This window comes from uncultured Plantibacter sp. (assembly GCF_963518075.1).
In the GTDB taxonomy this organism is placed as follows: Bacteria; Actinomycetota; Actinomycetes; order Actinomycetales; family Microbacteriaceae; genus Plantibacter; species Plantibacter flavus_A.
The window spans coordinates 124,166-148,859 of the sequence record NZ_CAUQHZ010000010.1 but is presented as its reverse complement, the minus strand read 5'-3'; the positions used below and the strand labels follow the sequence as shown (position 1 = coordinate 148,859).

The following is a 24,694-nucleotide window of genomic DNA, read 5'->3' as shown; positions in this document are numbered from 1 at the left end:
GTCGACGCCTGTGTGAGATTCTACCGCCTGCCGCGACGGACGCACCCCTGGAAGTGCGGCGGCGCGTCCGTCGCGTCTACGCGTCCGAGGACGGACGGGGTGCGGCCGCCAGGCGAGCGAGGAGCACCGCCTCCGTGAGGATCGCCTTCTGGAAGACGCCGAGGTGCAGCGACTCGTTCGGACTGTGGGCGCGCGAGTGCGGGTCCTCGACACCGGTGACGAGGATCTGGGCGTCCGGGAAGACCCGGACCAGGTCGGCGATGAACGGGATCGATCCGCCGACACCCGTCTCCACGGGCTCGACCTCCCAGGCGTCGGCCATGGCGCGCTTCGCCTCGGCGACGGCCCAACCGCTCGTGTCCACGAGGAACGGGCTCCCCTGGTCGACCTCGTCGATCGTCAGCTGCGCGCCGAACGGGCTGTTGGCGAGGAGGTGGGCCTCGAGTGCACGGTAGGCCTCGGCCGGATCCTGCCCGGGGGCGATCCGCGCACTGATGCGAACCGACACCTCCGGGATGAGCGTGTTCGAGGCGTTGGCCACCGACGGTGCGTCGATGCCCGTGACGGTGATCGCGGGCTGCGACCAGATCCGGCTGAGGATCGAGCCGCGTCCGATCGGCGTGACCCCCTCGGACAGACCTGACTCGGCGCGGAGCTGTGCCTCGTCGAACTCCGGGGTGACGGCGTCGTGCGAGGTGAGTCCGGAGACCGCCACCGAACCGTCCGCGTCCCACAGTGTCGCGAGCAGGGTGACCGCGGCCAGCATCGCGTCCGGCACCGCTCCCCCGAGCATCCCGGAGTGGGAGGCGTGGTCGAGGGTCTTCACGCGCAGCCGGAACGTGACGTTGCCGCGCAGACCGATCGTCAGCGCCGGCGTCCGCTCGTCCCAGTTGTCGCTGTCGGCGACGACGATCACGTCCGCAGCGAGGGTGTCGCGGTGCTCCTCCAGGAAGGAACCGAAGGACCGCGAGCCGAACTCCTCCTCGCCCTCGATGAACAGCACGATACCGAGGTCGAGGTCGGAACCGAGGACCTCGGTGACGGCTCGGATCGCGGCGATGTGGGACATGACGCCGGCCTTGTCGTCAGCCGCGCCCCGTCCGTAGATGCGGCCGTCACGGACGGTCGGCTCGAACGGCGGCGAGTCCCACTTGTCGTCGCTTCCGGGGGGCTGGACGTCGTGGTGCGCGTAGAGCAGCACGGTCGGTCGGCCGTTCCGTGGTTCGCGGCGGGCCAGCACGGCGGGCTGCCCGAGCTCCGCTCCGCCGTCGATGGCGGACCGCCGCACCGAGACCTCGTCGAAGACACCGAGACCGCGTGCGAGCTCCGCGACCGCCTCGGCACTCCGCGCCACCTCGGCCGCGTCGAACGCCGACCACGACACCGAGGGGATACGGACGAGCGCCGACAGATCGGCGATCGACGACGGCAACGCACCGGCGACGGATTCGCGCAGTCGATCGAGGACTTCCTGGTCGTTGCGTGGGTCTTGGGTCGATTCCGTCGTGGTACCTGTCGTCATGCGAGTAATCTTAAGGGAATCCCCGAATCAAGGACGTTCCATCGTGGCCAAACAGCAGAGCACCCCGGCATCAGAGCCGATCGTCGAGACCGCAGCGCAGACGGCTGAGCGCCTCGCCCGCGGCGCCAAGGAGGCGAAGGGTCGACCGACCCCGTCCCGGGCGGAACGCGAGGCGCAGAACAAGCGTCCACTCGTCCCCTCCGACCGCAAGGAGGCCTCGAGGGCGGCGAAGGCGCAGCAGGCCGAGGCACGGAGGCGGGCGCAGGCCGGCATGGCCGCCGGCGACGACAAGTTCCTCCCGGCACGCGAGCGCGGCCCGCAGAAGAAGTTCGTCCGCGACTACGTCGACGCCCGGTTCAACATCGGTGAGTTCATGATCCCGGTGATGTTCCTCGTGATCATCCTCACCTTCATGCCGGTGCCCGAGATCCAGGTCTACGGCATGCTCACCCTCTGGGTGTTCTTCATCATCGCGATCGCCGACTGCTTCTTCCTCGGCTTCCGCGTCCGGAAGGCGCTGCGGGCGAAGTTCGGGCAGGACGAGCGGGGCGTGCGCTGGTACGCCGCCATGCGCGCGCTGCAGCTGCGCCCGCTCCGCCTGCCCAAGCCGCAGGTCAAGCGCGGCCAGTTCCCCAACAAGTAGTCCCACGAAACCGAACGCCCGCCGGTCCCAGACCGGCGGGCGTTCGTCGTCGACAGCGCGTGGTACCGCTCAGCGGCCGGTTCGAGCCAGTCGGTCGAGCCCGCGGTTGATGTGCCTCGCCCAGAGCGGCCCGCGGTAGAGGAACGCCGTGTACCCCTGCACCAGCGTGGCTCCCGCGGCCAGACGCTCCCGGACGTCTTCGGCGGTGTCGACGCCTCCGACCGAGATGACGCACAACTCCGGGGGCACGATGGCCCGGATGCGCCGCAGGACGACGAGCGAGCGGGCGGCCAGCGGTGCACCGGATAGTCCACCGGCCCCGGCCGCCTCGACGAGGGTGGGGTCGGTGGTCAGTCCGTCGCGCGAGATGGTCGTGTTCGTCGCGATGACGCCGTCCAGGCCGAGTTCCACGACCAGCTCCGCGATGCGGTCGACCTCCGCATCGCTGAGGTCGGGCGCGATCTTGACGAGCAACGGCGTCGAACCGGCGGCGGCGCGGACGGCCTCGAGCAGCGGCGCGAGCTGGTCGAGCTCCTGGAGGCCGCGGAGCCCAGGGGTGTTCGGCGAGCTGACGTTGACCACGAGGTAGTCGGCCACTGGCGCGAGGAGCGTCGCGCTCCGGACGTAGTCGGCCGTGGCGTCGGCGACGTCCACGACACGGCTCTTGCCGATGTTCACGCCGAGGACGGGTCGGCGGCTCACCCGCGCGGTCCGTTCGAGCCGACGCCTGGCCTGGTCGGCTCCCCCGTTGTTGAAGCCCATGCGGTTGACGACCGCCCGATCGGCGATGAGTCGGAACAGTCGGGGCTTGGGATTACCCGGCTGCGGGATCGCCGTGATCGTGCCCACCTCGACATGGCCGAACCCGAGCAGTCCGAGACCGAGGACGCCCTTGCCGTCCTTGTCGAAGCCGGCGGCGACACCGAACGGAGTCTCGAACCGCAGCCCCAGCGTCTCCACCGACTGGTCGAGTCGCGGCAGCGTCCAGCGCCTGATGGCGGGGCCGAGGCCGGTCGCGGGAAGCGCGCGGATGACGTCGAAAGCCAGGTGGTGTGCGCGTTCGGGATCGAGCTTGGACAGCACCTGGGCGAAGAGGAAGCGGTACACGGCTCAGAGCTCCTCGGACGGGACGGGGGCGGCGCCCGAAGCGTGCTCGACGCGCAGCAGCGCGATCGCGGACTCGAAGTCGTCGAGCGATTCGAAGGCCTGGTACACGCTAGCGAAGCGGAGGTACGCGACCTCGTCCAGCTCCCGCAGCGGTGCGAGGATCGCCAGTCCGATGTCGTTCGCGTCGATCTGCGACGCGCCGGTGGCGCGGATGGACTCCTCCACCCGCTGAGCCAGGACGGCGAGGTCCGAGTCCGTCACCGGGCGACCCTGGCAGGCCTTGCGGACACCGCTCACGACCTTCTCCCGGCTGAAGGGCTCAACCACGCCGGAACGCTTGATCACACCGAGACTCGAGGTCTCCATGGTGCTGAAGCGCCTCCCGCACTCGGGGCACTGCCGACGTCGGCGGATGGCGAGTCCGTCGTCGCTGGTGCGGGAGTCGATCACCCGGGAGTCCGGGTGGCGGCAGAACGGGCAGTACATCAGCGGGCTCCCTCGGGGGCGGTGGGGGCGGTGGTGTCGTCGGCCGCACGGATTTCGGCATCGACGAGCCCGAAGCGGGCCGTCACCGCCTCGCCGTGCGCCGGCAGGTCCTCCGAGCCCGAGAGGGCCACGATGTGGGCCGAGACCTGGCGGAGCGCCGGTTCGTCGTACCGGACGACCTGCTGCGGCCGGAGGAAGGTGAACGCTCCGAGGCCCGAGGAGAACCGCGCCTGGCCGCCCGTGGGGAGGACGTGGTTCGACCCGGCCAGGTAGTCTCCGAGGCTCACCGGGGTGTGATCACCGAGGAAGATCGCGCCGGCGTTCGTGATGGCGCCGAGAAGCGACTCCGGGTCGCGCGTCTGCACCTCGAGGTGCTCCGGCCCGTACGCGTTGCTGAACGCCACGGCCGCCTCCAAGTCGTCGACGAGCACGATCGCCGACTGCGGTCCGCCCAGGGCCTCGACGACGCGCGATCCGTGACGCGTGCCTGCGGCGTACCGCTGCAGCCACTCCTCCACCGCGGTCGCGAGCGGCGCGCTGTCGGTGACGAGCAGTGATGCCGCCGCCTCGTCGTGTTCCGCCTGGCTGACGAGGTCGGCCGCGACGAGCCGGGCATCGGCCCCGGCGTCCGCGATGACCAGGATCTCGGTCGTCCCGGCTTCGGCGTCGATCCCCACCTGCCCCTTCACGAGGCGCTTGGCGGCCGCCACGAAGATGTTGCCCGGGCCGGTCACGACATCGACCGGGTCGAGGGCGAGGTCGGGCACTCCGTAGGCGAACGCACCGATCGCTCCGGCGCCGCCCATGGCGTAGACCTCGGTCACCCCGAGCAGCCCGGCGGCGCCGAGGATCGTCGGGTGGACGCGCCCGCCGAACTCGCGCTGCGGGGGCGAAGCGAGCGCCACGGAGCCGACGCCGGCCTCCTGTGCCGGCACGACGTTCATGACGACGCTCGACGGGTAGACGGCCTTCCCACCCGGGACGTAGAGGCCGACACGGCCGACCGGGGCCCAGCGCTGCACGACAGTCGCGCCGTCGCCGAGCTCGGTCGTGCGCTCCGGCGGGACCTGCGCCCTGGTGGCCGTCCGGACCCGGTCGATGGCCTCGACGAGCGCGGCGCGCACGGCCGGCTCGAGTGCCGTAACGGCGGCGTCGATCTCGGCCTGTGGGACGCGGATCCGCTCGGGGCGTCCCCCGTCGAACCGGTCCGCCTGCGCCGAGAGGGCCTCGGACCCGTCCGCTCGGACGTCGTCGATCAGCGTCTGAGCGGCATGCGCTGCCGCGGTGATGTCGACGACGGGACGGGGCAGCATGTCCAGGAGCTCGGTGCGGCTCGGCCGCACTCCCCTGAGGTCAATGGTGGTGATCATGGCCGTCACAGCCTATCGTCCGCAGCGGACCGTCCCGGCTGCCGCCCGCGCCCGAGCGGGGTCAGCCGAGACAGTTCGGGCCGAGCAGGGACTTCAGCTCGCCGAAGAGTCCGGACGAGAGGCTGACGCGATGGGGCAGCTCGAACACCCGCGCGATCTCGCCTCGGATGAGCTTCAACCGGACCTCGGTCGACCCGGCGTGCCGCGTCAGGACGTCGCTGAGCGTGGTCACCGTCTCGGTCGTCGCCCGGGCGTCCGCCATCGACAGCTGGAGCATGCGGTCGGCACCGGCCTCTGGCAGTTCGGGCGAGAAGATGCTGTACGCGTGGAGGTTCATCCCGTCGTCTCGGACACTGACCCGCCCGCGGACCACCACGATCGAGTCGCCGACGAGTTCGGAGGCGAACTCCTGATACGCCTTGCCCATGAACATGGCGGTCATCTCGCCGCCGAAGTCCTCGACCTGGATCATGCCGTACTGGTTGCCGGAGGCCTTGGCGATCCGATGCTGGACACTCGTGACGAGCCCCGAGATCACGACGGTCTCGCCGTCCATGCCCTCGGAGGTCATGAGGTCGGTGATGGTCGTCGTGGCGTGCTTCGCTAACTCGATCTCGAGTCCGGCCAGCGGGTGGTCCGAGACGTACAGCCCCAGCATCTCCCGCTCGAAGTTGAGTTTGTCGCGCTTGCTCCAGTCGGGACGCGCGGGGACGCTCGCGAGCGGCACCTCGCCGACCTCGGCGAACAGGCTGTCGAAGTCGAAGCCGATGCTCCCGGACGCCTCGGCACGCTTGTCCTTCACGACCGAGTCGACGGCGTCCTCGTGGATCTCGTAGAGCGCACGTCTGCTGTCGCCCATGGAGTCGAACGCGCCGGCCTTGATGAGCGACTCGATGGTCCGCTTGTTCGCCACCGGCAGCGGCACCTTGCGGAGGAAGTCGTGGAAGGAGGTGAACCGGCCCTCGCGCTCGCGCGCCTGCCGGATGAGCTCCACGACGTTCGAACCGACGTTGCGCACGGCACCCAGACCGAACCGGATGTCCTCCCCGACTGCGGCGAAGAACCCGATGGACTCGTTGACGTCGGGTGGCAGGACCTGGATCCCCATGCGGCGGCACTCGTTGAGGTAGAGCGCCATCTTGTCCTTGGAGTCGCCGACACTCGTCAGCAGACCGGCCATGTACTCGGCCGGGTAGTGCGCCTTGAGGTACGCCGTCCAGTAGGAGATGACCCCGTAGGCGGCGGAGTGCGCTTTGTTGAAGGCGTAGTCCGAGAACGGGAGGAGGATCTCCCACAGCTTGTTGACGGCCTCCATCGAGAAGCCGTTCGCGACCATGCCGCCGGAGAAGCCCTCGAACTGCTTGTCCAGTTCGGACTTCTTCTTCTTGCCCATCGCACGACGGAGGATGTCGGCCTGTCCGAGGGAGAAGCCTGCGACCTTCTGCGCGATCGCCATCACCTGCTCCTGATAGATGATCAGGCCGTAGCTCGTCGACAGGATCTCGGAGAGCGGTTCCTCGAGCTGCGGATGGATCGGGGTGATCTCCTGCAGGCCGTTCTTCCGCAGCGCGTAGTTCGTGTGCGAGTTCGCGCCCATCGGCCCGGGCCGGTACAGGGCGATCAGCGCCGAGATGTCCTCGAAGTTGTCGGGCTTCATGAGGCGCAGCAGCGCGCGCATCGGTCCGCCGTCGAGTTGGAACACCCCGAGGGTGTCGCCTCGGGACAGGAGTTCGTAGGCGCCGCGGTCGTCGAGCTCGAGATCCTCGAGGACGAGGTCGAGATCGCGGTTGCTCTTGATGTTGTCGAGGGCGTCGTTGATGATCGTCAGGTTGCGCAACCCGAGGAAGTCCATCTTGATCAATCCGAGGGACTCGCACGCCGGGTAGTCGAACTGCGTGACGATCTGGCCGTCCTGCTCGCGCTTCATGATCGGGATGATGTCGATGAGCGGGTCGCTCGACATGATCACGCCGGCCGCGTGGACGCCCCACTGGCGCTTCAGGTTCTCGATGCCGAGCGCGGTCTCGAAGACGGTCCGCGCCTCCGGGTCGGTGTCGAGGATCCCACGGAGGTCGACCGCCTCCTTGTACCGCGGGTGCTTGGTGTCGAGGATGCCCTCGAGCGGGATGTCCTTGCCCATGACCGCCGGCGGCATGGCCTTCGTCAGCTTGTCGCCCATGCCGAACGGGAAGCCGAGGACGCGCGACGAGTCCTTGAGCGCCTGCTTGGCCTTGATGGTGCCGTACGTGACGATCTGCGCGACGCGCTCGTCGCCGTACTTCTCGGTGACGTACTTGATGACCTCGCCGCGGCGGCGGTCGTCGAAGTCGACGTCGAAGTCGGGCATCGAGACGCGGTCGGGGTTGAGGAACCGCTCGAAGATGAGCCCGTGGCGGAGTGGGTCGAGATCGGTGATCTGCATCGCGTACGCCGCCATGGAACCCGCACCGGAACCACGACCGGGCCCGACGCGGATGCCGTTGCGCTTCGACCACTGGATGAAGTCGGCGACGACGAGGAAGTACCCGGGGAAGCCCATCTGCACGATGACGCGCGTCTCGTAGTTCGCACGCTCGCGGACGTCGGCGGGGATCCCGTTCGGGTACCGCAGGTTCAGCCCGGTCTCGACCTCCTTGATGAACCAGCTCTCCTCGTTCTCCCCCTCCGGCACGGGGAAGCGCGGCATGTAGTTGGCCGAGGTGTCGAAGGCGACGTCGCATCGCTCGGCGATCGCGAGGGTGTTGTCGCACGCCTCGGGGTACTCACGGAACAGCCGGCGCATCTCGTCCGCGGACTTCAGGTAGAACTCGTCGGCGTCGAACTTGAAGCGGTTCGGGTCGTTGAGCGTGGAACCGGACTGCACGCAGAGGAGGGCGGCGTGCGCTTTGGCGTCCGCAGCGTGCGTGTAGTGGAGGTCGTTCGTCGCGAGGAGCGGGAGACCGAGGTCTTTCGACAGCCTGATGAGGTCGGCCATGATCCGGCGCTCGATCCCGAGCCCGTGGTCCATGATCTCGCAGAAGTAGTTCTCCGCGCCGAAGATGTCGCGGAAGTCCGCAGCGGCCTTGACCGCCTCGTCGTACTGGCCGAGACGGAGTCTCGTCTGCACCTCGCCACTCGGGCAGCCGGTCGTCGCGATGAGGCCGGCGCTGTACTGACTCAGGATCTCCCGGTCCATGCGCGGCTTGAAGTAGTACCCCTCGATCGACGCCTTCGACGAGAGCCGGAAGAGGTTGTGCATCCCCTCGGTCGTCTCCGAGAGCAAGGTCATGTGTGTGTAGGCGCCGGCGCCGGAGACGTCGTCTCCCCCGCCGTCGCCCCACTTGATCCGCGTCCGGTCACCGCGCGCGGTCCCCGGGGTGATGTACGCCTCGGTCCCGATGATCGGCTTGATCCCGGCATCGGTCGCCGTGCGCCAGAAGTCGAATGCGCCGAACATGTTGCCGTGGTCGGTCACGGCGACGGCGGGCATACCCTGCTCGACCGCGGCCTGGATGAGCGGCTTCACGCGGGCTGCTCCGTCGAGCATCGAATACTCGCTGTGGACGTGCAGATGGACGAACGAATCGGTGGACGTGGGCACGGACGGCGCCTCCGGGGATCGTGCTGTGGGGTTCGGCGCGGACGCCGAGGTGGTCTGTGATCCAGCCTAACCGTCACCGCTGACGGTCGACTCCTGCGACGTCGTCACGCATGGCGACGGGAGGGCTGGGCGTCGGCTCAGTCGAGTTCGAGCACGGACAGGGCGTGCTGGAGGTCCGCCGGATAGGCAGCCTCGAACCGCACGAACTCCCCCGTGGCCGGGTGGGCGAACCCGAGCTTCGTGGCGTGGAGCCACTGGCGGGTGAGCCCCAGCCGAGCTGAGAGCGCAGCGTCGGCTCCGTACATCGTGTCGCCGACGCAGGGGTGCCGCTGGGCCGCCATGTGCACGCGGATCTGGTGGGTGCGGCCGGTCTCCAGGTGCACCTCGAGCAGCGAGGCGTACGGGAACGCCTCGAGCGTCTCGTAGTGGGTGATCGACGGCTTGCCGTCGGCTGTCACGGCGAACCGCCAGTCGTGACGCGGATGGCGGCCGATCGGTCCGTCGATGGTGCCCGCGAGTGGATCGGGGTGCCCCTGCACCACAGCGCGGTAGATCTTCTCGACCTCGCGGTCGTGGAAGGCCCGCTTGAGCCAGGTGTAGGCCCGCTCGGTCTTCGCGACGACCATGAGGCCGCTCGTCCCGGCGTCCAGCCGATGGACGATGCCTGCGCGCTCGGCGGCTCCCGAGGTCGAGATGCGGAAGCCCGCCGCCGCGAGGGCACCGAGCACCGTCGGTCCCTCCCAACCGACCGAAGGATGCGCCGCGACGCCCGCAGGCTTGTCGACGACGACGATCTCGTCGTCGTCGTGGACGATGCCGAGGTCGGGGACGGCGATCGGGACGATCACGGCCTCCCGTCGAGGCGTCCATTCGATCTCGAGCCAGGCGCCGCCGAGCAGGCGGTCGGACTTGTCGACCGACTTCCCGTTCATGGCGACTCCGCCGGCCACGGCCACCTCGGCCGCGTAGCTGCGCGAGAAGCCCAGGAGCTTGGCGAGTCCGGCGTCGACGCGCTCGCCGTCGAGTCCGTCGGGGACGTACAGGCTGCGGGACTCGTTCACGGGCGACCTGCGTCCGGGTTCGCGTCGCCGGGCTCCGCGGGATCGAGGGGGTCCGTGTCTGCTGCAGCCTCACGGTCCTCCGCCTCCTGGGCTGCCCGCTCGCTCGCGCGCGTCGTGCGCGTGCCGTCGAGGTTGACACCGAAGAGCGTCAGGAGGATGAACAGCGCCATGCTGACCACGATGCAGATGTCGGCGACGTTGTAGATCGCGGGGAGCATCCAGGGCGTCGAGATGAAGTCGACGACGTGGCCGAGGCCGAAGGACGGCTCGCGGAAGAGGCGGTCGGTCAGGTTGCCGAGCACGCCGCCGAGGAGCAGACCGAAGACGATCGCCCACGCTCGCGAACGGATGCGGCGCGCGAACCAGACGATGACGACGACGACGACCGCGGCGAGGATCGAGAAGATCCAGGTGTAGCCGGCCCCCAGCGAGAAGGCGGCACCCGAATTCTTGACGAAGTACAGGACCAGCGCCTGCCCGAAGACGGGGACGGACTCACCGACCGTCAGGTTGGTGGTGACGAGGAACTTCGTGAACTGATCGGCCGAATAGGCCACGACGGCAACCAGCGCCAGGACTGCAAGAGTCCTGGCGCTGGCCTTCGACGGTGATGCGGGAGACAACCGGGTGTCTGCGCTAGACCGCTGCGCTGTCGGCGGTGACGCCGGACTTCGCATCGGGAGCGGAGCTCGACGACGAGGCGTCGAGGTCCTTCAGCTGACCCTCGATGTAGCTGCGGAGCTGCGAGCGGTACTCACGCTCGAAGTTGCGCAGCTCGTCGATCTTGTGCTCCAGCACGGAGCGTTCCTGCTCGAGGATCTGCATCTGTGCGCGCTGCTTGGCCTCGGCCTCGGCGACGACACGTGCTGCGGTCGCGTGACCTTCGGCGATGAGTGCGTCGCGACGCTGAGCGCCCTCTGCGACGTGCTCGTCGTGCAGGCGGCGCGCCAGCTGCAGGAGGTTGTTGGAGCTCTCGGCCGTGTTGTCGGTCGACTCTGCGGCAGGAGCCGCTGCGGGTGCGACGACCGGAGCCGGTGCGGGAGCGGGCTCAGCCTTCGCGAGCGCGGCGGGAGCGGAGGAACCGCCCTTCTGCAGCTCGGCGACCTTGGCCTCGGCCGCGGTCAGCTTCTGCTGGACCTCGTCCTTCTCCTGGATGAGGCGACGCAGTTCGACGACGACCTCGTCGAGGAAGTCGTCCACCTCGTCCTGGTCGTAGCCTTCGCGGAACTTGGTCTGCTGAAACCGCTTCTGGACCACGTCTTCGGGAGTGAGCGCCATAGCGAACCACCTTCACTGTCGAATCGAAAATCTGTGTACAACGCCCCCACGCTAGCAAAGTCTGACCCAGTGGGTGAGACATGTTGTCAGCGTCGGAGCTTCCCGTCAGGTGACGGGCGTTCTATCGTAGCCGCACAATCGTCGTGAACCCTGCGCGTGCACCGACGTCGGCGGCTACAGGAGCTGGACGAGCGTCATCGCGATGATGCAACACAGCATCGTCAGCGTCCAACCGAAGTCGAGCGCGACGGGACCGACCGCGACGCGCGGCAGGACGCGGCGGAAGAACCGGATCGGCGGGTCGGTGACCGTGAAACTCAGCTCGGCGAGGACCAGGCCGACGCCCGACGGTCGCCACTGCGGGCGGAGCACCCGAGCCAGGTCGAGGATGAACCGCGCCCAGAGGACGAAGAAGTACAGGAGCAGCGCGAGATAGAGGATCGTGCCGATCACGGAGATGAGAGAAGCCACCCCTCGATTATGACTGAGCGAAGAAGGTCGCCTCGGTCGCTTCCGGTGCACCCTGCCCGTTGTCGCCGGAAACGGCGACGTGCTCGGGCGAGAGCAGGAACACCTTGCTCGTCACTCGCTCGATCTTCCCGTAGAGGCCCTGTGAGAGGCCACTGGCGAAGTCGATGAGGCGTCGGGCGTCGCCGTCGCTCATCTGGGAGAGGTTGATGATGACCGGCACACCGTCGCGGAAGCTCTCGGCGATGATCTGAGCGTCGCGGTACTGCTTGGGGTGCACCGTGAGGATCTCGTTGAGGTCGGAGCTCGGGGCGACCGGCTGACGGACCGGGACCGGCTTGCGCAGCGGGGTCACGGGAGCGGCCTTCTCGACGCGCTCGACCCGCTCTGCGCGCTCAGGACGTTCTGCCCGGCGAGGCTCGGCCTGCTGCGTGGGCTCGGCCTGAGCAGCGTGCTGCTGCTCGTACTCGAGATCATCGTCGGCGAGCCCGAGGTACACCATGGTCTTCTTCAGTGGGTTCGACATCGTTTCCTCCGTGATCTGCGGTCCTTGCACCTTCGAGATTAACGTCACACCGGACGATTCCCGGTGATTGCCGTGCCGATGCGTAGGTGTGTCGCGCCCGCTTCGATCGCCTCGACGTAGTCGTGGCTCATCCCGATCGACAGACCGTCGGCCTGCGGAGCGAGGGATCGCACCCGCGCGGACGCCGCGACGACGCGCGCGAACGCATCGGCCGGCGGCTCGTCGAGCGGCGCGACGGCCATGACGCCCCGCAGGACGACACCCTCGGCCTCGAGCGTCTCCGTGGCGAGCGCTTCCAGCGCCGCATCGCCGACCACGCCACCCCGACCCGGGTCGTCGGTCAGGTTCACCTGGAGGAAGACCTCGAGGAGGCGGTCCGGTGATGAGAGCGCCCGCAGGAGTTCGGGTCGGTCCACCGAGTGCACGGCGTCGACGTATCGGCGCACCTGCTTGGCCTTGTTCGTCTGCAACTGGCCGACGAAGTGCCACCGCAACCCGAGTCCGGACGCAGCCTCGGCCTTGTCACGGGCCTCCGGGTGTCGGTTCTCCCCCACGTCGGTCACCCCGGCGGCCGCGAGCTGCTGCACGAGTGCGACCGGATGGAACTTCGTCACGACGATGAGCGTCGGCTCATCGGCTCGACCGGCTGCACGGGCGGCGTCTGCGACGCGGCCGCGGATCGCCGCGAGGCGATCGACCAGAGCCGGATCGGGCTCCGAAGAGCCCGATCCGGCCGGGGTGATCGAGTCGCCGCCCACTACTTCAGGAAGTCGGGGATGTCCAGCTCGCCCTCGTCGTCGAACGAGGGGTCGACGACGGCGGTCTCGACGACCGCTTCAGGCTGGCGGTGCGTCGCACCGGAGAAGGGCGAGGACGCGTTCTGCCTGGAGCCCCAGTCACCGCCGGAGGCGACCGGCGCCGCAGCAGGTGCCGAGCGGTGCTCGGACGACTCGGAGGCCGGATTGGCCGAGGTGCTGATCGGAGCACTGGGCGCCTCGTCAGAGGTGCTCATGACGCCGCCCGAGATGACCGCGTCGGCCGGCGAGGCCGCCGTCCTGGTGAGGGGCTCGCCACCGTCGAATCCGGCGGCGATGACGGTGACGCGCACCTCGTCGCCGAGGGTGTCGTCGACGACCGCACCGAAGATGATGTTCGCCTCGGGGTGCACGGCCTCCTGGACGAGCTTGGCTGCGTCGTTGATCTCGAAGATGCCGAGGTTCGAGCCACCCTGGATGGACAGCAGGACACCGTGGGCGCCCTCGATGCTCGCTTCGAGGAGCGGGGAGGCGACGGCGAGTTCAGCCGCCTTGATGGCACGGTCCGCGCCACGCGAGGAGCCGATACCCATGAGGGCGGAGCCGGCTCCCTGCATGACCGACTTGACGTCGGCGAAGTCGAGGTTGATGAGGCCGGGGGTGGTGATGAGGTCGGTGATGCCCTGGACACCGGCGAGGAGTACCTGGTCGGCGGTCGCGAACGCCTCGAGCATGCTGATGCCGCGGTCGCTGATCTCCAGCAGGCGGTCGTTCGGCACGACGATGAGCGTGTCGACCTCCTCCTTCAGGCGGGCGACGCCGAGCTCGGCCTGGGCCTGACGGCGACGACCCTCGAAGCCGAAGGGCTTCGTGACGACACCGATGGTCAGCGCACCGATCGACTTCGCGATCCGTGCCACGACGGGTGCGCCACCGGTTCCGGTGCCGCCACCCTCGCCGGCGGTGACGAACACCATGTCGGCGCCGGCGATCGCCTCTTCGATCTCCTCGGCGTGATCCTCCGCCGCACGGCGTCCGACCTCGGGGTCGGCACCGGCGCCGAGGCCGCGGGTGATCTCGCGGCCGACGTCGAGCTTGACGTCGGCATCGCTCATCAGCAGCGCTTGCGCGTCCGTGTTGATGGCGATGAATTCCACGCCTCGGAGGCCGAGCTCGATCATGCGGTTGACCGCGTTGACACCGCCGCCGCCGATACCGACGACCTTGATGACGGCGAGGTAGTTCTGGTTTGTAGTCACTTCAGGCCTCCGTGAGAACTCTCAACCTCTAGTTAAGGTTTAAAGTTATGCTGCGTATGCATTTTCTGTCCTGAGCACGACGTTAGGGCCCAGCCCCGACCGTGTCGGGACGCTTCCGGGCGTGTCGGCACATCGACGGGAATATCCCGGTGCGCTTCCTCAGCGGACGATGGCGGCGGACGGCGACGACACGTCGTACTGGTTCACCTGGGACGGGTCGGTGGCCGCCATCGTGGTCGCGAGGATCCGCGCTTTGAGGACCGAGTCCTCCGCACTCCCCCACACGACCTCGGCGGGCGAGTCCACGAGCGTGAGGGTGACGTCGTCCGCGGTCGACGCCGAAACGGACGCCACGCGGGCACGCAGATCCGTCGGCAACGCCCGGATCACCGCGGCCGCGGCGACGAAGCCTTTGGAGGTCGGGCCACCGGTGACCATGAGCGTCGGATACCCGGCGATCGGCTGGTCGCTGCGCTCGATCGTGACCCCGGCGGCGTCGACCAGGGTGTACACCGATCCGGACTGCAGCACGCCCACCGGCTCGCGTTCGACGATCCGCACGACGAGTGTGCTCGGAGGCTGGGATTCGAGGGAGTAACTCGCGATGAGCGGGTATCCGACGAGCACCGCCTTGACGGCTCCCGCGTCGACCAGTGCGAGTGGGCGACCCAGCTGGTCACTGAGCGCCTCGGTGATCTCGGCCTGGTTCACCCGGCTCGCGCCGACGACCTCGATGGACCGGACTGCCAGCAGCGGCGAATAGGCTCCGGCGACCGAGACGACGATCAGGACGCCGAGGATCGCGGCCGCGATCACCCAAGGACGGTGGCGGCCACGCTTGCGGGCCGTGAACCGACGGATCTCCTGGCGTTCGTGACGACGTCGCAGCTTGGCGGCCTCACGCGGGGTGAGGAAGGCATCGTCAGCAGGTTCGTCCGGGCGCTCCAGGGTCACCGTCGCGGAGGTGGAGGACGTCGCCGCCGGTTTCGCATCGACCTTCGACGACGGGGACGGCGTCGCTGAGGGTGAAGCCGACCTCGATGTCGACCTCGGGCCCGACGGCCGGGCGGATGCGCCGGCACCCGACCGCTTCGGCCGGAGCCGAGCGGCGTCGAGCTCGATGACGTCCGTCTCCTGATCGGCGACGGGCTCGGCGGTCACGCCGTCGCGGTCGACCGGGGCCGACACCGCCGGCCGTGTCTGACGCTCGGAGCGCGGACTGGCCGCGGGGTCGAAGCCGTCCGGGCGCTTCACCGGACGCCCATCAGACGGACTCGCGACCGGCGATGGCCTCGAGGAGCTGCGGAACGATCCGGTAGACGTCGCCGCATCCGAGCGTGATGACGAAGTCGCCTGGTCGCACGACCGTCGCCGTGTAGTCCGCGGCGCGCTGCCAGTCGTCGATGTACGCGACGCGGTCCGCGTCGGAGAACCGGGTCGACACGGTCGCACCGGTCACGCCGGGCTCGGGGTCCTCGCGCGCACCGTAGACCTCGAGCACGACCGTGTGGTCGGCGTACCGTTCGAGGGCGTCGGCGAACTCCTGGGCGAACAGTCGGGTCCGGCTGTACAGGTGCGGTTGGTGGACGGCGATGATGCGTCCGTCGCCGACCACGGTGCGCGCTGCGGCGAGGGCTGCGGCGACCTCGGTGGGGTGGTGCGCGTAGTCGTCGTAGACGCTCACACCGTCGACGACACCGTGCAGTTCGAATCGGCGCTGCGTCCCGCCGAAGGCGGTGATGCCTCGGAGCGCGTCCGCCGGGTCGAATCCGACACCGACGAGGACCGCGAAGGCGCCGGCCGCGTTGACGGCGTTGTGGCGCCCGGGCACGCGGAGGGTAGCCGCGTAGCTGGTGCCCTCGTAGCTGAGTTGGAAGGAGACCGGACCGGTGGAGCCGACGTCGTGCAGTCGGACGTCCGCGTCGGCGGCCTCTCCGAAGGTCAGCACACGCTTGCCGTCCGCGGCCTCGCGGAGCGCCGGGGTGATCCGGACCGCACCGGCGTCGTCCGAGGAGATGACGACGAGTTCGCGTGCCTGCTGGGCGAAGGTCACGAACGCCTGCTCGAACGCTTCGAGCGAGCCGTAGTGGTCCAAGTGGTCCGGGTCGATGTTCGTGATGAGCGCGACCGCCGTGTCGTAGAGCAGGAACGAACCGTCCGACTCGTCCGCCTCGACGACGAACAGCTCTCCGGCGCCTCTGGCCGAGCTCAGCCCGAGGGACTCGATCACGCCACCGTTGACGAAGCTGGGGTCGGCACCGAGCTCCAGGAGCGCCGTGATGATCATGCCGGTCGACGTCGTCTTCCCGTGGGCCCCCGCGACGGAGATGAGTCGCTTCCCTGAGGTCAGCCACGCGAGCGCCTGCGACCGGTGCAGGATCGTGAGACCCCGTTCCTTCGCGAGCAGGTACTCGGGATTGTCAGCCCAGAGCGCTCCGGTCACGACGAGGGTGTCAGCGTCGCCGACGTTCCGTGCATCGTGCCCGATGGCGACCGGGATGCCGAGCTCGCGCAGTGCGTCGATGTTCTTCGACTCGCGCACGTCCGAGCCGGTCACACGCGATCCGGCGCTCACGAACAACCGTGCGATGCCGCTCATCCCGCTGCCGCCGATGCCGACGAAGTGCACGACGCCGAGGTCGGCGGGGATCTCGACGGTGGGGTCTGGCTTGATCACGGTGTCACGCTTTCTGGGAAGACTGGATCACCGGCCGCGCACGCGCTGCACCGATGGTTGGAGCGCCTCATCGATGAGGGCGATGACGCGAGCCGTGCCGTCGGAGACACCGACGCTCTTGGATTGGGCGGCCAGGTCGTCGACCCGGTGCCGATCGCTCAGCAACGGGACGAGGTGCTCATGCACCCAGGCCGGCACGAACTGCGCGTCATCTACCATAACCGCTCCCCCGGCCCGCACGACGTCGGCGGCGTTGAAGCGCTGCTCACCGTTGCCGACCGGATAGGGCACGTAGACGGCCGGCAGCCCGACCGCACACAGCTCGCTGACCGTGGCGCTGCCCGCACGCGACACCGCGAAGTCGGCTGCGGCGATGGCGAGCTCCATCCGGGAGCAGTACTCGAGCAGGTGGTAGTGGTCGACACCCGGATCCGAGATCTCGCTCTTCGCACCCGTGATGTGGAGCACCTGCCAGCCTGCCGCGACGACGTCTTCGGCGCTCTGGCTCATCGTCGCGTTGATCCGTCTCGCGCCGAGCGAACCGCCGGTGACGAGCAGCAGCGGTCGGTCCGACACGAGGCCGAACTCGGCGAGGGCCGCCGACCGGAGCGTCTCGCGGTCCAACCCCTCGATCTCGCGACGCAGCGGCATGCCGACGAAGCGTGCGTTGCGGATGGGCGTGTGGTGGAAGGCGACACCGACGTAGGGCGTGTACCTCGCACCGAGTCGGTTCGCGAGGCCTGGACGCGCGTTCGCCTCGTGGATGACCAGCGGGACGCCGGCGCGCCTGGCCGCCGTGTACGCCGGCGCGGCCGCGTAGCCGCCGAAACCGATCACGACGTCCACGCGGTGCTCTCGGATCATCGCGACGACGGCTGCGACCGCCCGGCGGAGGCGACCGGGGAAGCGGAGTGCGTCGATGTTCGGACGGCGAGGGAAGGGCAGTTTGGGGATCGTGAGCAACTCGTAACCGCGTTCCGGGACGAGTCGAGCCTCGAGGCCCTCCGCCGTGCCGACGACGAGGATCGTCGCTTCAGGGTCTCTGGCGCGGAGTCCGTCGGCTACCGCCAACAGCGGATTGACATGGCCGGCGGTGCCGCCGCCGGCGAGGAGGTAGGTGGTCATCGGGTGACTCCGGAGGATTGGGGACGTCGAGCGGGTGACCGGCGGGACTGCTGGGGCGTGTGACGCCCCCGCTCCCGGGCGAACGACAGGACGATCCCGATCGCGACGAGCGTGGTGAGCAGCGCCGTGCCGCCCGAGGACAGGAGCGGTAACGGCACGCCGAGCACCGGGAGGACTCCGAGGACGACGCCGATGTTCACGAGTGCCTGGCCGATGATCCAGGCCATGATGGCGCCGGTGGTGATCCGGACGAAGGAGTCGTCGCTGGTATGGATCACCCGGATGAACATGACGGCGAGGAAGACGAACAGTCCGAGGACGAGGACGGCGCCGATGAGGCCCAGCTCCTCGCCGATCGCCGCGAAGATGAAGTCGTTCGAGATCGCCGGCAGCCACCCGTACTTCGCGCGCGAGTTGCCGAGACCGACGCCCCAGAGGCCGCCGTTCGCCAGGGCCCACGTGCCGTGGGTCGACTGCCAGTCGGCGTTCTCGTAGTCGCCCTTGCCGTCGCCGAAGAACGCCATGATGCGCTGCATGCGGTTGGCGCTCGTGACGGCCATGATGAGGAACAGCACGGCCCCGGCGACCACCGGGATCGCGATGTAGCGCAGTCGCACTCCCGCGAAGTACAGCGCCGAGAACACGATGAGTGCCATGATCACGACGGTACCGAGGTCGCCACCGAGCAGGACGAGGCCGATGGAGAGACCGGCGAAGGGGATGACCGGGATCAGGGCGTGCTTCCACTCGAGGAGACGCGGCTGCTTGATCGTCAGCACGAGCCCGAGCCACACGACCAGCGCGAGCTTGACCGCTTCCGAGGGCTGCGCGGTGAAGCCGCCGATCTCGATCCAGTTGCGGTTGCCGCCGATCTCGTAGCCGAGCGGTGTGAAGACGAGCAGTTGCAAGCCCATGGCGACGAGGAGGAACACCCACGCCCACTTCTTCCAGAACCGTGCCGGGAAGCGGCTCACGATCAGCATGAGCGGGACACCGATCATCGCGAACGTCGCCTGGCGCCAGAACAGCCCGAAATACCCGTCGCCGGCCTCGTAGGACTCGACGGAGGACGAGGACAGCACCATGACGAGCCCGAGCCCGACGAGGAAGAGGGTGACGCCCAGCAGGAGGAAGTAGTTCTTCGACTCCGGACGCAGCACCTTGCCCAGCGAGATCCGCGCACTCGACATGCCTCTCGGCGACGTCGGCGCGTCGGGTGTCCCACTGCCTGAGGCGGTCGCCGTCATCCGGGACGACGACGACCGCACGCGGCGCGGGTCAGCGCGAGGCGGATCGATCATCCGCCTCACCTCCCAGCTCTGCTTCGACGGCGGCCTGGAACAGGCGACCACGGTGCCCGTAGTCCGTGAACTGGTCCATCGAGGCGGCTGCAGGAGCGAGGAGCACGGTGTCCCCTGCCTGCGCGACCTCGGCGGCCCGGCGAACGGCCTCCGGCATGACGTGTTCAGTCTCCGCTGCGTCGACCTCGATGACGGTCAGCGTCGGCGCGTGTCGCGCGAATGCCGCGAGGACCTCCGAGCGGTCGGCGCCGATCACGACGGCCGCGCGCAGGTGGTCGGCGTGCCGCTCCACCAGACGATCGATCGAGACGCCCTTCAACAGGCCTCCGACGATCCACACCACCGAGCGGTAGGCGGCGAGCGAGGCGTCGGCGGCGTGCGGGTTGGTGGCCTTCGAGTCGTCGATCCAGTCCACCTCGAGCCTTCGCGCGATGAGCTGGATCCGGTGCGCGTCCAGGCCGAACGACAGCAGGGTGTCGCGCACCGCCTCGACCGTGATGCCGGCGGCCCGGGCGAGTGCCGCGGCCGCCAGGATGTTGGCGACGATGTGCGGAGCGGCGAGTCCGCGCTGGGCGAGCGCTTCGACCGTCGTGATCTCGAGGGCGCTCGTCCGACGGTCGTCGAGGAACGCGCGGTCGACCAGAATGCCGTCGACGACGCCGAAGTCGCTCGGTCCGGGGACGTCGAGGCCGAACCCGACGGCGCGCGCGCCGTCGACGACCTCGGCCTCCTCGACCATCGACATCGTCGCCGCGTCAGCGCGGTTGTAGACGCACGCGACCTTCGTGTTCTCGTACACCACGGCCTTCGCCGCCCGGTACGCCTCGGCGGAGCCGTGCCAGTCGAGGTGGTCGTCGGCGAGGTTCAGGCAGACGCTGGCGAGCGGTGAGACGATGCTCCGACCGCCCTGCAGGCCGAGGGTGTGCAACTGGTAACTCGAGAGCTCGACGACGAAGAAGTCGAAGCCCTGCGGATCACGGACGGCGTCCAGGACCGGGACACCGATGTTGCCGCAGGGCGCCGCGCGGAAACCCGCCTCGACGAGCATCGACGCCGTCAGCTGAACGGTGGTGGTCTTGCCGTTCGTGCCGGTGACGCAGATCCACTCGGCCGGCGTGCCGACCTTGTCTCGGACCCGCCAGGCGAGCTCGATGTCGCCCCAGACGGCGACCCCCGCCGCCTGCGCCCAGGTGACCACGGCGTGGTCGGGGTGGAATCCGGGTGAGACGACGACGAGCTCCGGAGCGAACTCCACGAGCTCGGACGGCACGGTCGACAGGTCCCGCTGGATGAGCCGCGCACCGATGACGCCGACGAGTTCGGCGCGTTCGTCCGCCGCCTCGCCTGCCAGGACCAGTACCTCCGAGCCGAGCTCGGCGAGGGTGTCAGCGACGGAGAACCCGGTCATCCCGAGTCCCAGGACGGCGACCCGCAGACCACGCCAGTCGGCGTGCCAGCTGCGGAGCCCGTCGAGGCGCTCAGCGCTCATCGGCTCAGCCACTCGAGGTAGAAGGAACCCACACCCGCGGCGACGAGCAGACCGCCGATGATCCAGAAGCGGACGACGACGGTGACCTCGGCCCAACCCTTGAGCTCGAAGTGATGGTGGATGGGGCTCATGAGGAAGATGCGCTTGCCGTGGGTCGCCTTGAAGTAGACCCGCTGGACGATCACGGAACCGGCCTCGATGACGAAGAGACCACCGACGAGCACCAGGAGGAGCTCGGTCTTGCTGAGGATGGCCAGAGCAGCGAGCGCTCCACCGAGCGCCAACGACCCGCTGTCACCCATGAAGATCTGCGCCGGCGAGGTGTTCCACCAGAGGAACCCGATGAGCGCACCCACGATCGCCGCTGCGACCACGGCGAGGTCGAGTGGGTCCCTGACGTCGTAACACTTGTAGGCGACGTCGGAGGCGAGCGAGGAGCTGAAGCACGACTGGTTGAACTGCCAGAAGCCGATGATGATGTACGAGCCGATCGCGAGGATCGAGGCGCCGGTGGCGAGCCCGTCGAGCCCGTCGGTGACGTTCACGCCGTTCGACGTCGCGGCCACGATCACCGAGGTCCAGAGGATGTACAGCAGGATGCCGATCACCGGGATGCCGATCGCCATGAAGTTGATCGGGATGTCGCGGATGATCGAGATGTTCGTCGACGCCGGGGTGAACCCCTCGGTGTTCGGGAAGTTGATCGCGAGGACGGCGAAGACCGTCGCGACGATGAGTTGCCCGGCGACCTTCGCCCACCCGCCGAGGCCGAGGCTCTGCTTCTTCCGGACCTTCAGGAAGTCGTCGATGAATCCGACGATGCCGAGGCCGACCATCATGAGCAGGACCAGGAGCGCCGAGACGCCGACCTGCTCCTGGAAGATCAGATAGCTCGCGAAGAAACCGACGAGGGTGCCGACGATGATGATGACGCCGCCCATCGTCGCGGTCCCGCGCTTCGTGTGGTGGCTCTGCGGCCCGTCGTCACGGATGAACTGGCCCCAGGCCAGCTTGCGGAACGCTCTGATGAACAGCGGGGTCAGGAAGAGGGAGAACGCCAGCGAGATCGCTCCCGCAGCCAACAGGACTCTCATGCGTACAACTCCCCCAGTCGATCGCCCAACAACCGGAGTCCGGCCGCGTTGGACGATTTGACGAGCACGGTGTCGCCCGGGGCGATCTCCGCGCTCAAGTACGCGAACGCCTCGTCCGCGGTCGCGAAGTACACCGACTCCCCGTCCCAGGACCCTTCGTTGATCGCGGTGATGTGCATGCGGCGGGCCTCGGGGCCGACCACGACGAGGCGGCCGATACCGAGCCGGACGACCTGGAGCCCGATCCGGTCGTGTTCCTCGCCCGCCCAGTCGCCCAGTTCGCTCATGGCGCCGAGGACCGCGATGGTCCGGCCACGTTCAGCACCGATCTGGGCGAGGGTCCGGATGGCGGCCGACATCGAGTCGGGGCTGGCGTTGTAGGCGTCGTTGATGATGGACACGTCGTCGCGTCCGCCGAGGGGCTCCATCCGCCAGCGCTCCGCCCGGCTCACGCTCTCGAGGGCGTCGACGATGAGGTCGATCTCCACACCGAGTTCGTGGGCGGCTGCGGCCGCGGCGAGGGCGTTCATGACGTGGTGCTCACCGAGCACCTTGAACCGGACGGGCGCAGAGGAACCGTCGGGTAGGTGCAGCGTGAACGCGGTTCCGGACGCCGTCGCGATGATGTCGCTCGCGCGAACGGCGGCGCGGTCGTCGAGGCCGAACCACAGCACGCGTGCCTGGGTGGCATGCGCCATACCGGCCACCCGTGGATCGTCGAGGTTGAGGACGGCGACGTCCTCCGGGAGCAGCTCGGACACCATCTCGGTCTTCGCCGTGACGGTGGCCTCGATCCCGCCGAACTCCCCCGCGTGCGCGAGTCCGACCTTGAGGACCACGCCGATGTCGGGCTTCGCCATGCGGATGAGTCTGGCGATCTCGCCGATGCCGCTGGCACCCATCTCCGCGACGAGGAACCGCGTCTCGTTCGTCACGCGCAGCATGGTGATCGGCGCTCCGACCTCGTTGTTGAAGGAGGCCTTGGGGCTGACCGTCTCCCCGACGCGCTCGAGGACCGCGGCGAGGAGGTTCTTGGTCGTGGTCTTGCCGTTGGAGCCGGTGATACCGACGATCCGGAGTCGTCCGAGCGCGCGCACCCTCGTGATGACCTCGGTGGCGAGGGCACCGAGCGCGGTCACGGAGTTCTCGACGACGACCTGCGGCACGGCGACGGCCAGCTCCCGTTCGACGATGAGCAGGGCGGCGCCGTTGGCGACCGCCGCATCTGCGAACAGGTGTCCATCGGTCTCCTCGCCGGGCTTCGCGACGAAGATGTCGCCGGGCGTGATGAGTCGGGAGTCGGTGTCGGCGACGCCGGACACGACGAGGCCGGGGTCCGCCGGACCGGGGATCAGTCGGCCGTCGGTCGCCGCGGCGATCTCGGTGAGGGTCAGGTCGATCATCAGAGCCACCCTGCCTCACGCAGCGCGTCGCGCGAGTCGTCGCGCGCCGAGTACGGGAGCTTCACGCCGGCCACCTCGTGGTAGTCCTCGTGCCCGGGTCCGGCGTAGAGGATGGTGTCGCCCTGACCGGCCAGCGCCAGCGCCGTGCGGAACGCGGTCGCCGGGTCGGCGACCTCGTGCAGCTCGCCGTCCGGTGCGGCTTCGCGGGCGGCCTCGAGGAGCACGCGTCGGATCGACGCCGGGTCCTCGCTCCGGGGATGGAAGTCGGTGACCACCACGACGTCGGCACCCCGGGCCGCGATCGCGCCCATGTCGCGACGCTTCGTCGTGTCGCGGTCTCCGTCGGCGCCGAACACCATGATGACGCGGCCCGGCGTGACGGCGCGGATGGCCGCGAGGGTGTTGAGGAACGCGTCGGGGCTGTGCCCGTAGTCGATGTACACGACCGGGCCGCGGTCGCCGCTGATCCGCTCGGCACGCCCGGGGATGTAGGCGTCGATCCCACCGTCCCGTTCGAGGGCCTGGGCGATCATGTCGAACTCCACACCGGACTCGACGAGCATCACGATCGCGAGCGCGGCGTTCGCCGCCATGAACCAGCCGAGCAGCGGCACGCTCGTCACGAGCACCTGGTCGCCGGGGCCATCGAGGCGGAACGTCGTGGAACCGGCGGTCTCCTCGAGGATCGTCATGCGCCAGTCGGCGTCGACCTCCGGGCGGGTCGTCAGGGTCGTCACCGGGATCCGGCTCTGCTCGACGAGTCGGCCGCCCCACTCGGGATCGATCGTGACGACACCACGTCGTGCGCGATCGGGTTCGAACAGCTCCCGCTTGGCCGCGAAGTACTCGTCGAAGTCGCCGTAGTCGTCGAAGTGGTCGTGACTGAGGTTGGTGAAGCCGACGACGTCGAAGACGATGCCGTCGACGCGGTGCCTGGTCAGCGCCTGGGCGGAGACCTCGATGGCGACCGCGCGCACTTCGGACTCGCGCATGCGTGCGAGTAGCGCGTGCAGCTCACTGGCCTCCGGCGTGGTGAGGGAGCTCGTCACCGCGAGGTCGCCGATGCGCCGCTCCGCAGTGGAGCTCAGCCCGGCGACGATCCCGAGTTGCGCGAGCATGCCGCTCAGGAGGTAGACCACGCTCGTCTTGCCGTTGGTGCCGGTCACGCCGAACAGCGTCGGCGGCTCCTCGGCGGTGCGGTAGACCCAGGCTGCGAGGTGCCCGAGCGCGGCACGCGGCTCGGGCACGACGATGATCGGCAAGCCGGCCGCTGCGGCCAGGTCTCGTCCGGTGTCGTCGGTGAGCACGGCGACCGCGCCGCGTTCCTTCGCCTGCTCGGCGTATGCGGCACCGTGGGCGCGGACACCCGGCATGCCGATGTAGAGGTCACCGGGCTCGACGGCACCGGAGCTCAGACTGACACCGCTGATCTCCACGCCGTCGGCTGATCCGTGCAGGTCGAGGTCGAATTCGGTCACCAGCTGCGAGAGCGCCCGCCGTTGCGGATGTTCCGGCCTGAGGCTGATCGGGCCCTGATTGTTCACGCTGAG

Annotated in this window: 21 protein-coding genes; 1 reads left to right on the top strand and 20 read right to left on the bottom strand. The window is 68.9% G+C overall.

Annotation, left to right across the window (positions count from 1 at the left end):
- Positions 1–76: 76 nt before the first annotated feature.
- Complete coding sequence (locus RWN05_RS13045; protein ID WP_079002556.1) at positions 77–1,522, bottom strand: dipeptidase; 1,446 nt, start codon at positions 1,520–1,522, stop codon at positions 77–79.
- A 43-nt stretch (positions 1,523–1,565) separates the two neighbouring features.
- Here RWN05_RS13045 and RWN05_RS13040 point away from each other — a divergent pair, with 43 nt between their 5' ends.
- On the top strand, positions 1,566–2,165 hold the full coding sequence (locus RWN05_RS13040; protein ID WP_079002557.1) for a DUF3043 domain-containing protein: 600 nt from the start codon (positions 1,566–1,568) through the stop codon (positions 2,163–2,165).
- A 69-nt stretch (positions 2,166–2,234) separates the two neighbouring features.
- Here the strand turns inward: RWN05_RS13040 and RWN05_RS13035 are convergent, their stop codons facing one another.
- The 19 genes from RWN05_RS13035 to RWN05_RS12945 form a co-directional block, all read right to left on the bottom strand.
- Positions 2,235–3,272: a quinone-dependent dihydroorotate dehydrogenase gene (locus RWN05_RS13035; protein WP_079002558.1), complete on the bottom strand. Its 1,038-nt coding sequence runs from the start codon at positions 3,270–3,272 to the stop codon at positions 2,235–2,237.
- Positions 3,273–3,275: 3 nt separating this feature from the next.
- The gene (gene nrdR / locus RWN05_RS13030; RefSeq protein WP_064296987.1) at positions 3,276–3,758 is read right to left on the bottom strand and encodes a transcriptional regulator NrdR; all 483 of its coding nucleotides are present in this window, start codon (positions 3,756–3,758) and stop codon (positions 3,276–3,278) included.
- Positions 3,758–5,128, bottom strand: coding sequence for a histidinol dehydrogenase (gene hisD, locus RWN05_RS13025; protein ID WP_079002559.1), 1,371 nt, complete (start codon positions 5,126–5,128; stop codon positions 3,758–3,760). Before hisD ends, nrdR begins: the two co-directional genes overlap by 1 nt.
- 61 nt (positions 5,129–5,189) lie before the next feature.
- Entirely contained in the window at positions 5,190–8,654 is a 3,465-nt protein-coding gene (dnaE, locus tag RWN05_RS13020) for a DNA polymerase III subunit alpha (protein ID WP_064297037.1), read from the bottom strand.
- A 191-nt stretch (positions 8,655–8,845) separates the two neighbouring features.
- A complete protein-coding gene (locus tag RWN05_RS13015) occupies positions 8,846–9,769 on the bottom strand; it encodes an RluA family pseudouridine synthase (protein WP_064296988.1) in 924 nt (307 codons plus the stop codon).
- A complete protein-coding gene (lspA, locus tag RWN05_RS13010; RefSeq protein ID WP_314139796.1) occupies positions 9,766–10,446 on the bottom strand; it encodes a signal peptidase II in 681 nt (226 codons plus the stop codon). Before lspA ends, RWN05_RS13015 begins: the two co-directional genes overlap by 4 nt.
- Positions 10,406–11,047 carry a DivIVA domain-containing protein gene (locus RWN05_RS13005; RefSeq protein ID WP_064296990.1) on the bottom strand — a complete coding sequence of 214 codons (642 nt, stop codon included), beginning with the start codon at positions 11,045–11,047 and terminating at the stop codon, positions 10,406–10,408. The genes lspA and RWN05_RS13005 overlap by 41 nt, the downstream gene beginning before the upstream one ends.
- A 174-nt stretch (positions 11,048–11,221) precedes the next feature.
- Positions 11,222–11,518 carry a YggT family protein gene (locus tag RWN05_RS13000; protein WP_064296991.1) on the bottom strand — a complete coding sequence of 99 codons (297 nt, stop codon included), beginning with the start codon at positions 11,516–11,518 and terminating at the stop codon, positions 11,222–11,224.
- Between the two features lie 7 nt (positions 11,519–11,525).
- On the bottom strand, positions 11,526–12,041 hold the full coding sequence (locus RWN05_RS12995) for a cell division protein SepF (protein ID WP_064296992.1): 516 nt from the start codon (positions 12,039–12,041) through the stop codon (positions 11,526–11,528).
- Positions 12,042–12,085: 44 nt separating this feature from the next.
- Positions 12,086–12,799 (bottom strand): YggS family pyridoxal phosphate-dependent enzyme, encoded by a 714-nt coding sequence (locus tag RWN05_RS12990; protein WP_240555461.1) that lies wholly within the window; start codon positions 12,797–12,799, stop codon positions 12,086–12,088.
- On the bottom strand, positions 12,799–14,055 hold the full coding sequence (gene ftsZ, locus RWN05_RS12985; RefSeq protein ID WP_079002562.1) for a cell division protein FtsZ: 1,257 nt from the start codon (positions 14,053–14,055) through the stop codon (positions 12,799–12,801). Before ftsZ ends, RWN05_RS12990 begins: the two co-directional genes overlap by 1 nt.
- A 159-nt stretch (positions 14,056–14,214) precedes the next feature.
- Positions 14,215–15,309 carry an FtsQ-type POTRA domain-containing protein gene (locus RWN05_RS12980; RefSeq protein ID WP_153303436.1) on the bottom strand — a complete coding sequence of 365 codons (1,095 nt, stop codon included), beginning with the start codon at positions 15,307–15,309 and terminating at the stop codon, positions 14,215–14,217.
- Positions 15,310–15,319: 10 nt separating this feature from the next.
- Positions 15,320–16,732, bottom strand: coding sequence for a UDP-N-acetylmuramate--L-alanine ligase (murC, locus tag RWN05_RS12975; RefSeq protein ID WP_079002563.1), 1,413 nt, complete (start codon positions 16,730–16,732; stop codon positions 15,320–15,322).
- A gap of 27 nt (positions 16,733–16,759) precedes the next feature.
- On the bottom strand, positions 16,760–17,857 hold the full coding sequence (locus RWN05_RS12970) for a glycosyltransferase (protein WP_079002564.1): 1,098 nt from the start codon (positions 17,855–17,857) through the stop codon (positions 16,760–16,762).
- On the bottom strand, positions 17,854–19,047 hold the full coding sequence (ftsW, locus tag RWN05_RS12965; RefSeq protein ID WP_314139794.1) for a putative lipid II flippase FtsW: 1,194 nt from the start codon (positions 19,045–19,047) through the stop codon (positions 17,854–17,856). The genes RWN05_RS12970 and ftsW overlap by 4 nt, the downstream gene beginning before the upstream one ends.
- 88 nt (positions 19,048–19,135) lie before the next feature.
- A complete protein-coding gene (murD, locus tag RWN05_RS12960) occupies positions 19,136–20,647 on the bottom strand; it encodes a UDP-N-acetylmuramoyl-L-alanine--D-glutamate ligase (protein WP_079002566.1) in 1,512 nt (503 codons plus the stop codon).
- Positions 20,644–21,741 carry a phospho-N-acetylmuramoyl-pentapeptide-transferase gene (gene mraY, locus RWN05_RS12955; RefSeq protein ID WP_064296998.1) on the bottom strand — a complete coding sequence of 366 codons (1,098 nt, stop codon included), beginning with the start codon at positions 21,739–21,741 and terminating at the stop codon, positions 20,644–20,646. The genes murD and mraY overlap by 4 nt, the downstream gene beginning before the upstream one ends.
- Positions 21,738–23,144 carry a UDP-N-acetylmuramoyl-tripeptide--D-alanyl-D-alanine ligase gene (gene murF / locus RWN05_RS12950; RefSeq protein WP_079002567.1) on the bottom strand — a complete coding sequence of 469 codons (1,407 nt, stop codon included), beginning with the start codon at positions 23,142–23,144 and terminating at the stop codon, positions 21,738–21,740. Before murF ends, mraY begins: the two co-directional genes overlap by 4 nt.
- Positions 23,144–24,688 carry a UDP-N-acetylmuramoyl-L-alanyl-D-glutamate--2,6-diaminopimelate ligase gene (locus tag RWN05_RS12945; RefSeq protein WP_314139792.1) on the bottom strand — a complete coding sequence of 515 codons (1,545 nt, stop codon included), beginning with the start codon at positions 24,686–24,688 and terminating at the stop codon, positions 23,144–23,146. The genes murF and RWN05_RS12945 overlap by 1 nt, the downstream gene beginning before the upstream one ends.
- Positions 24,689–24,694: the final 6 nt, after the last annotated feature.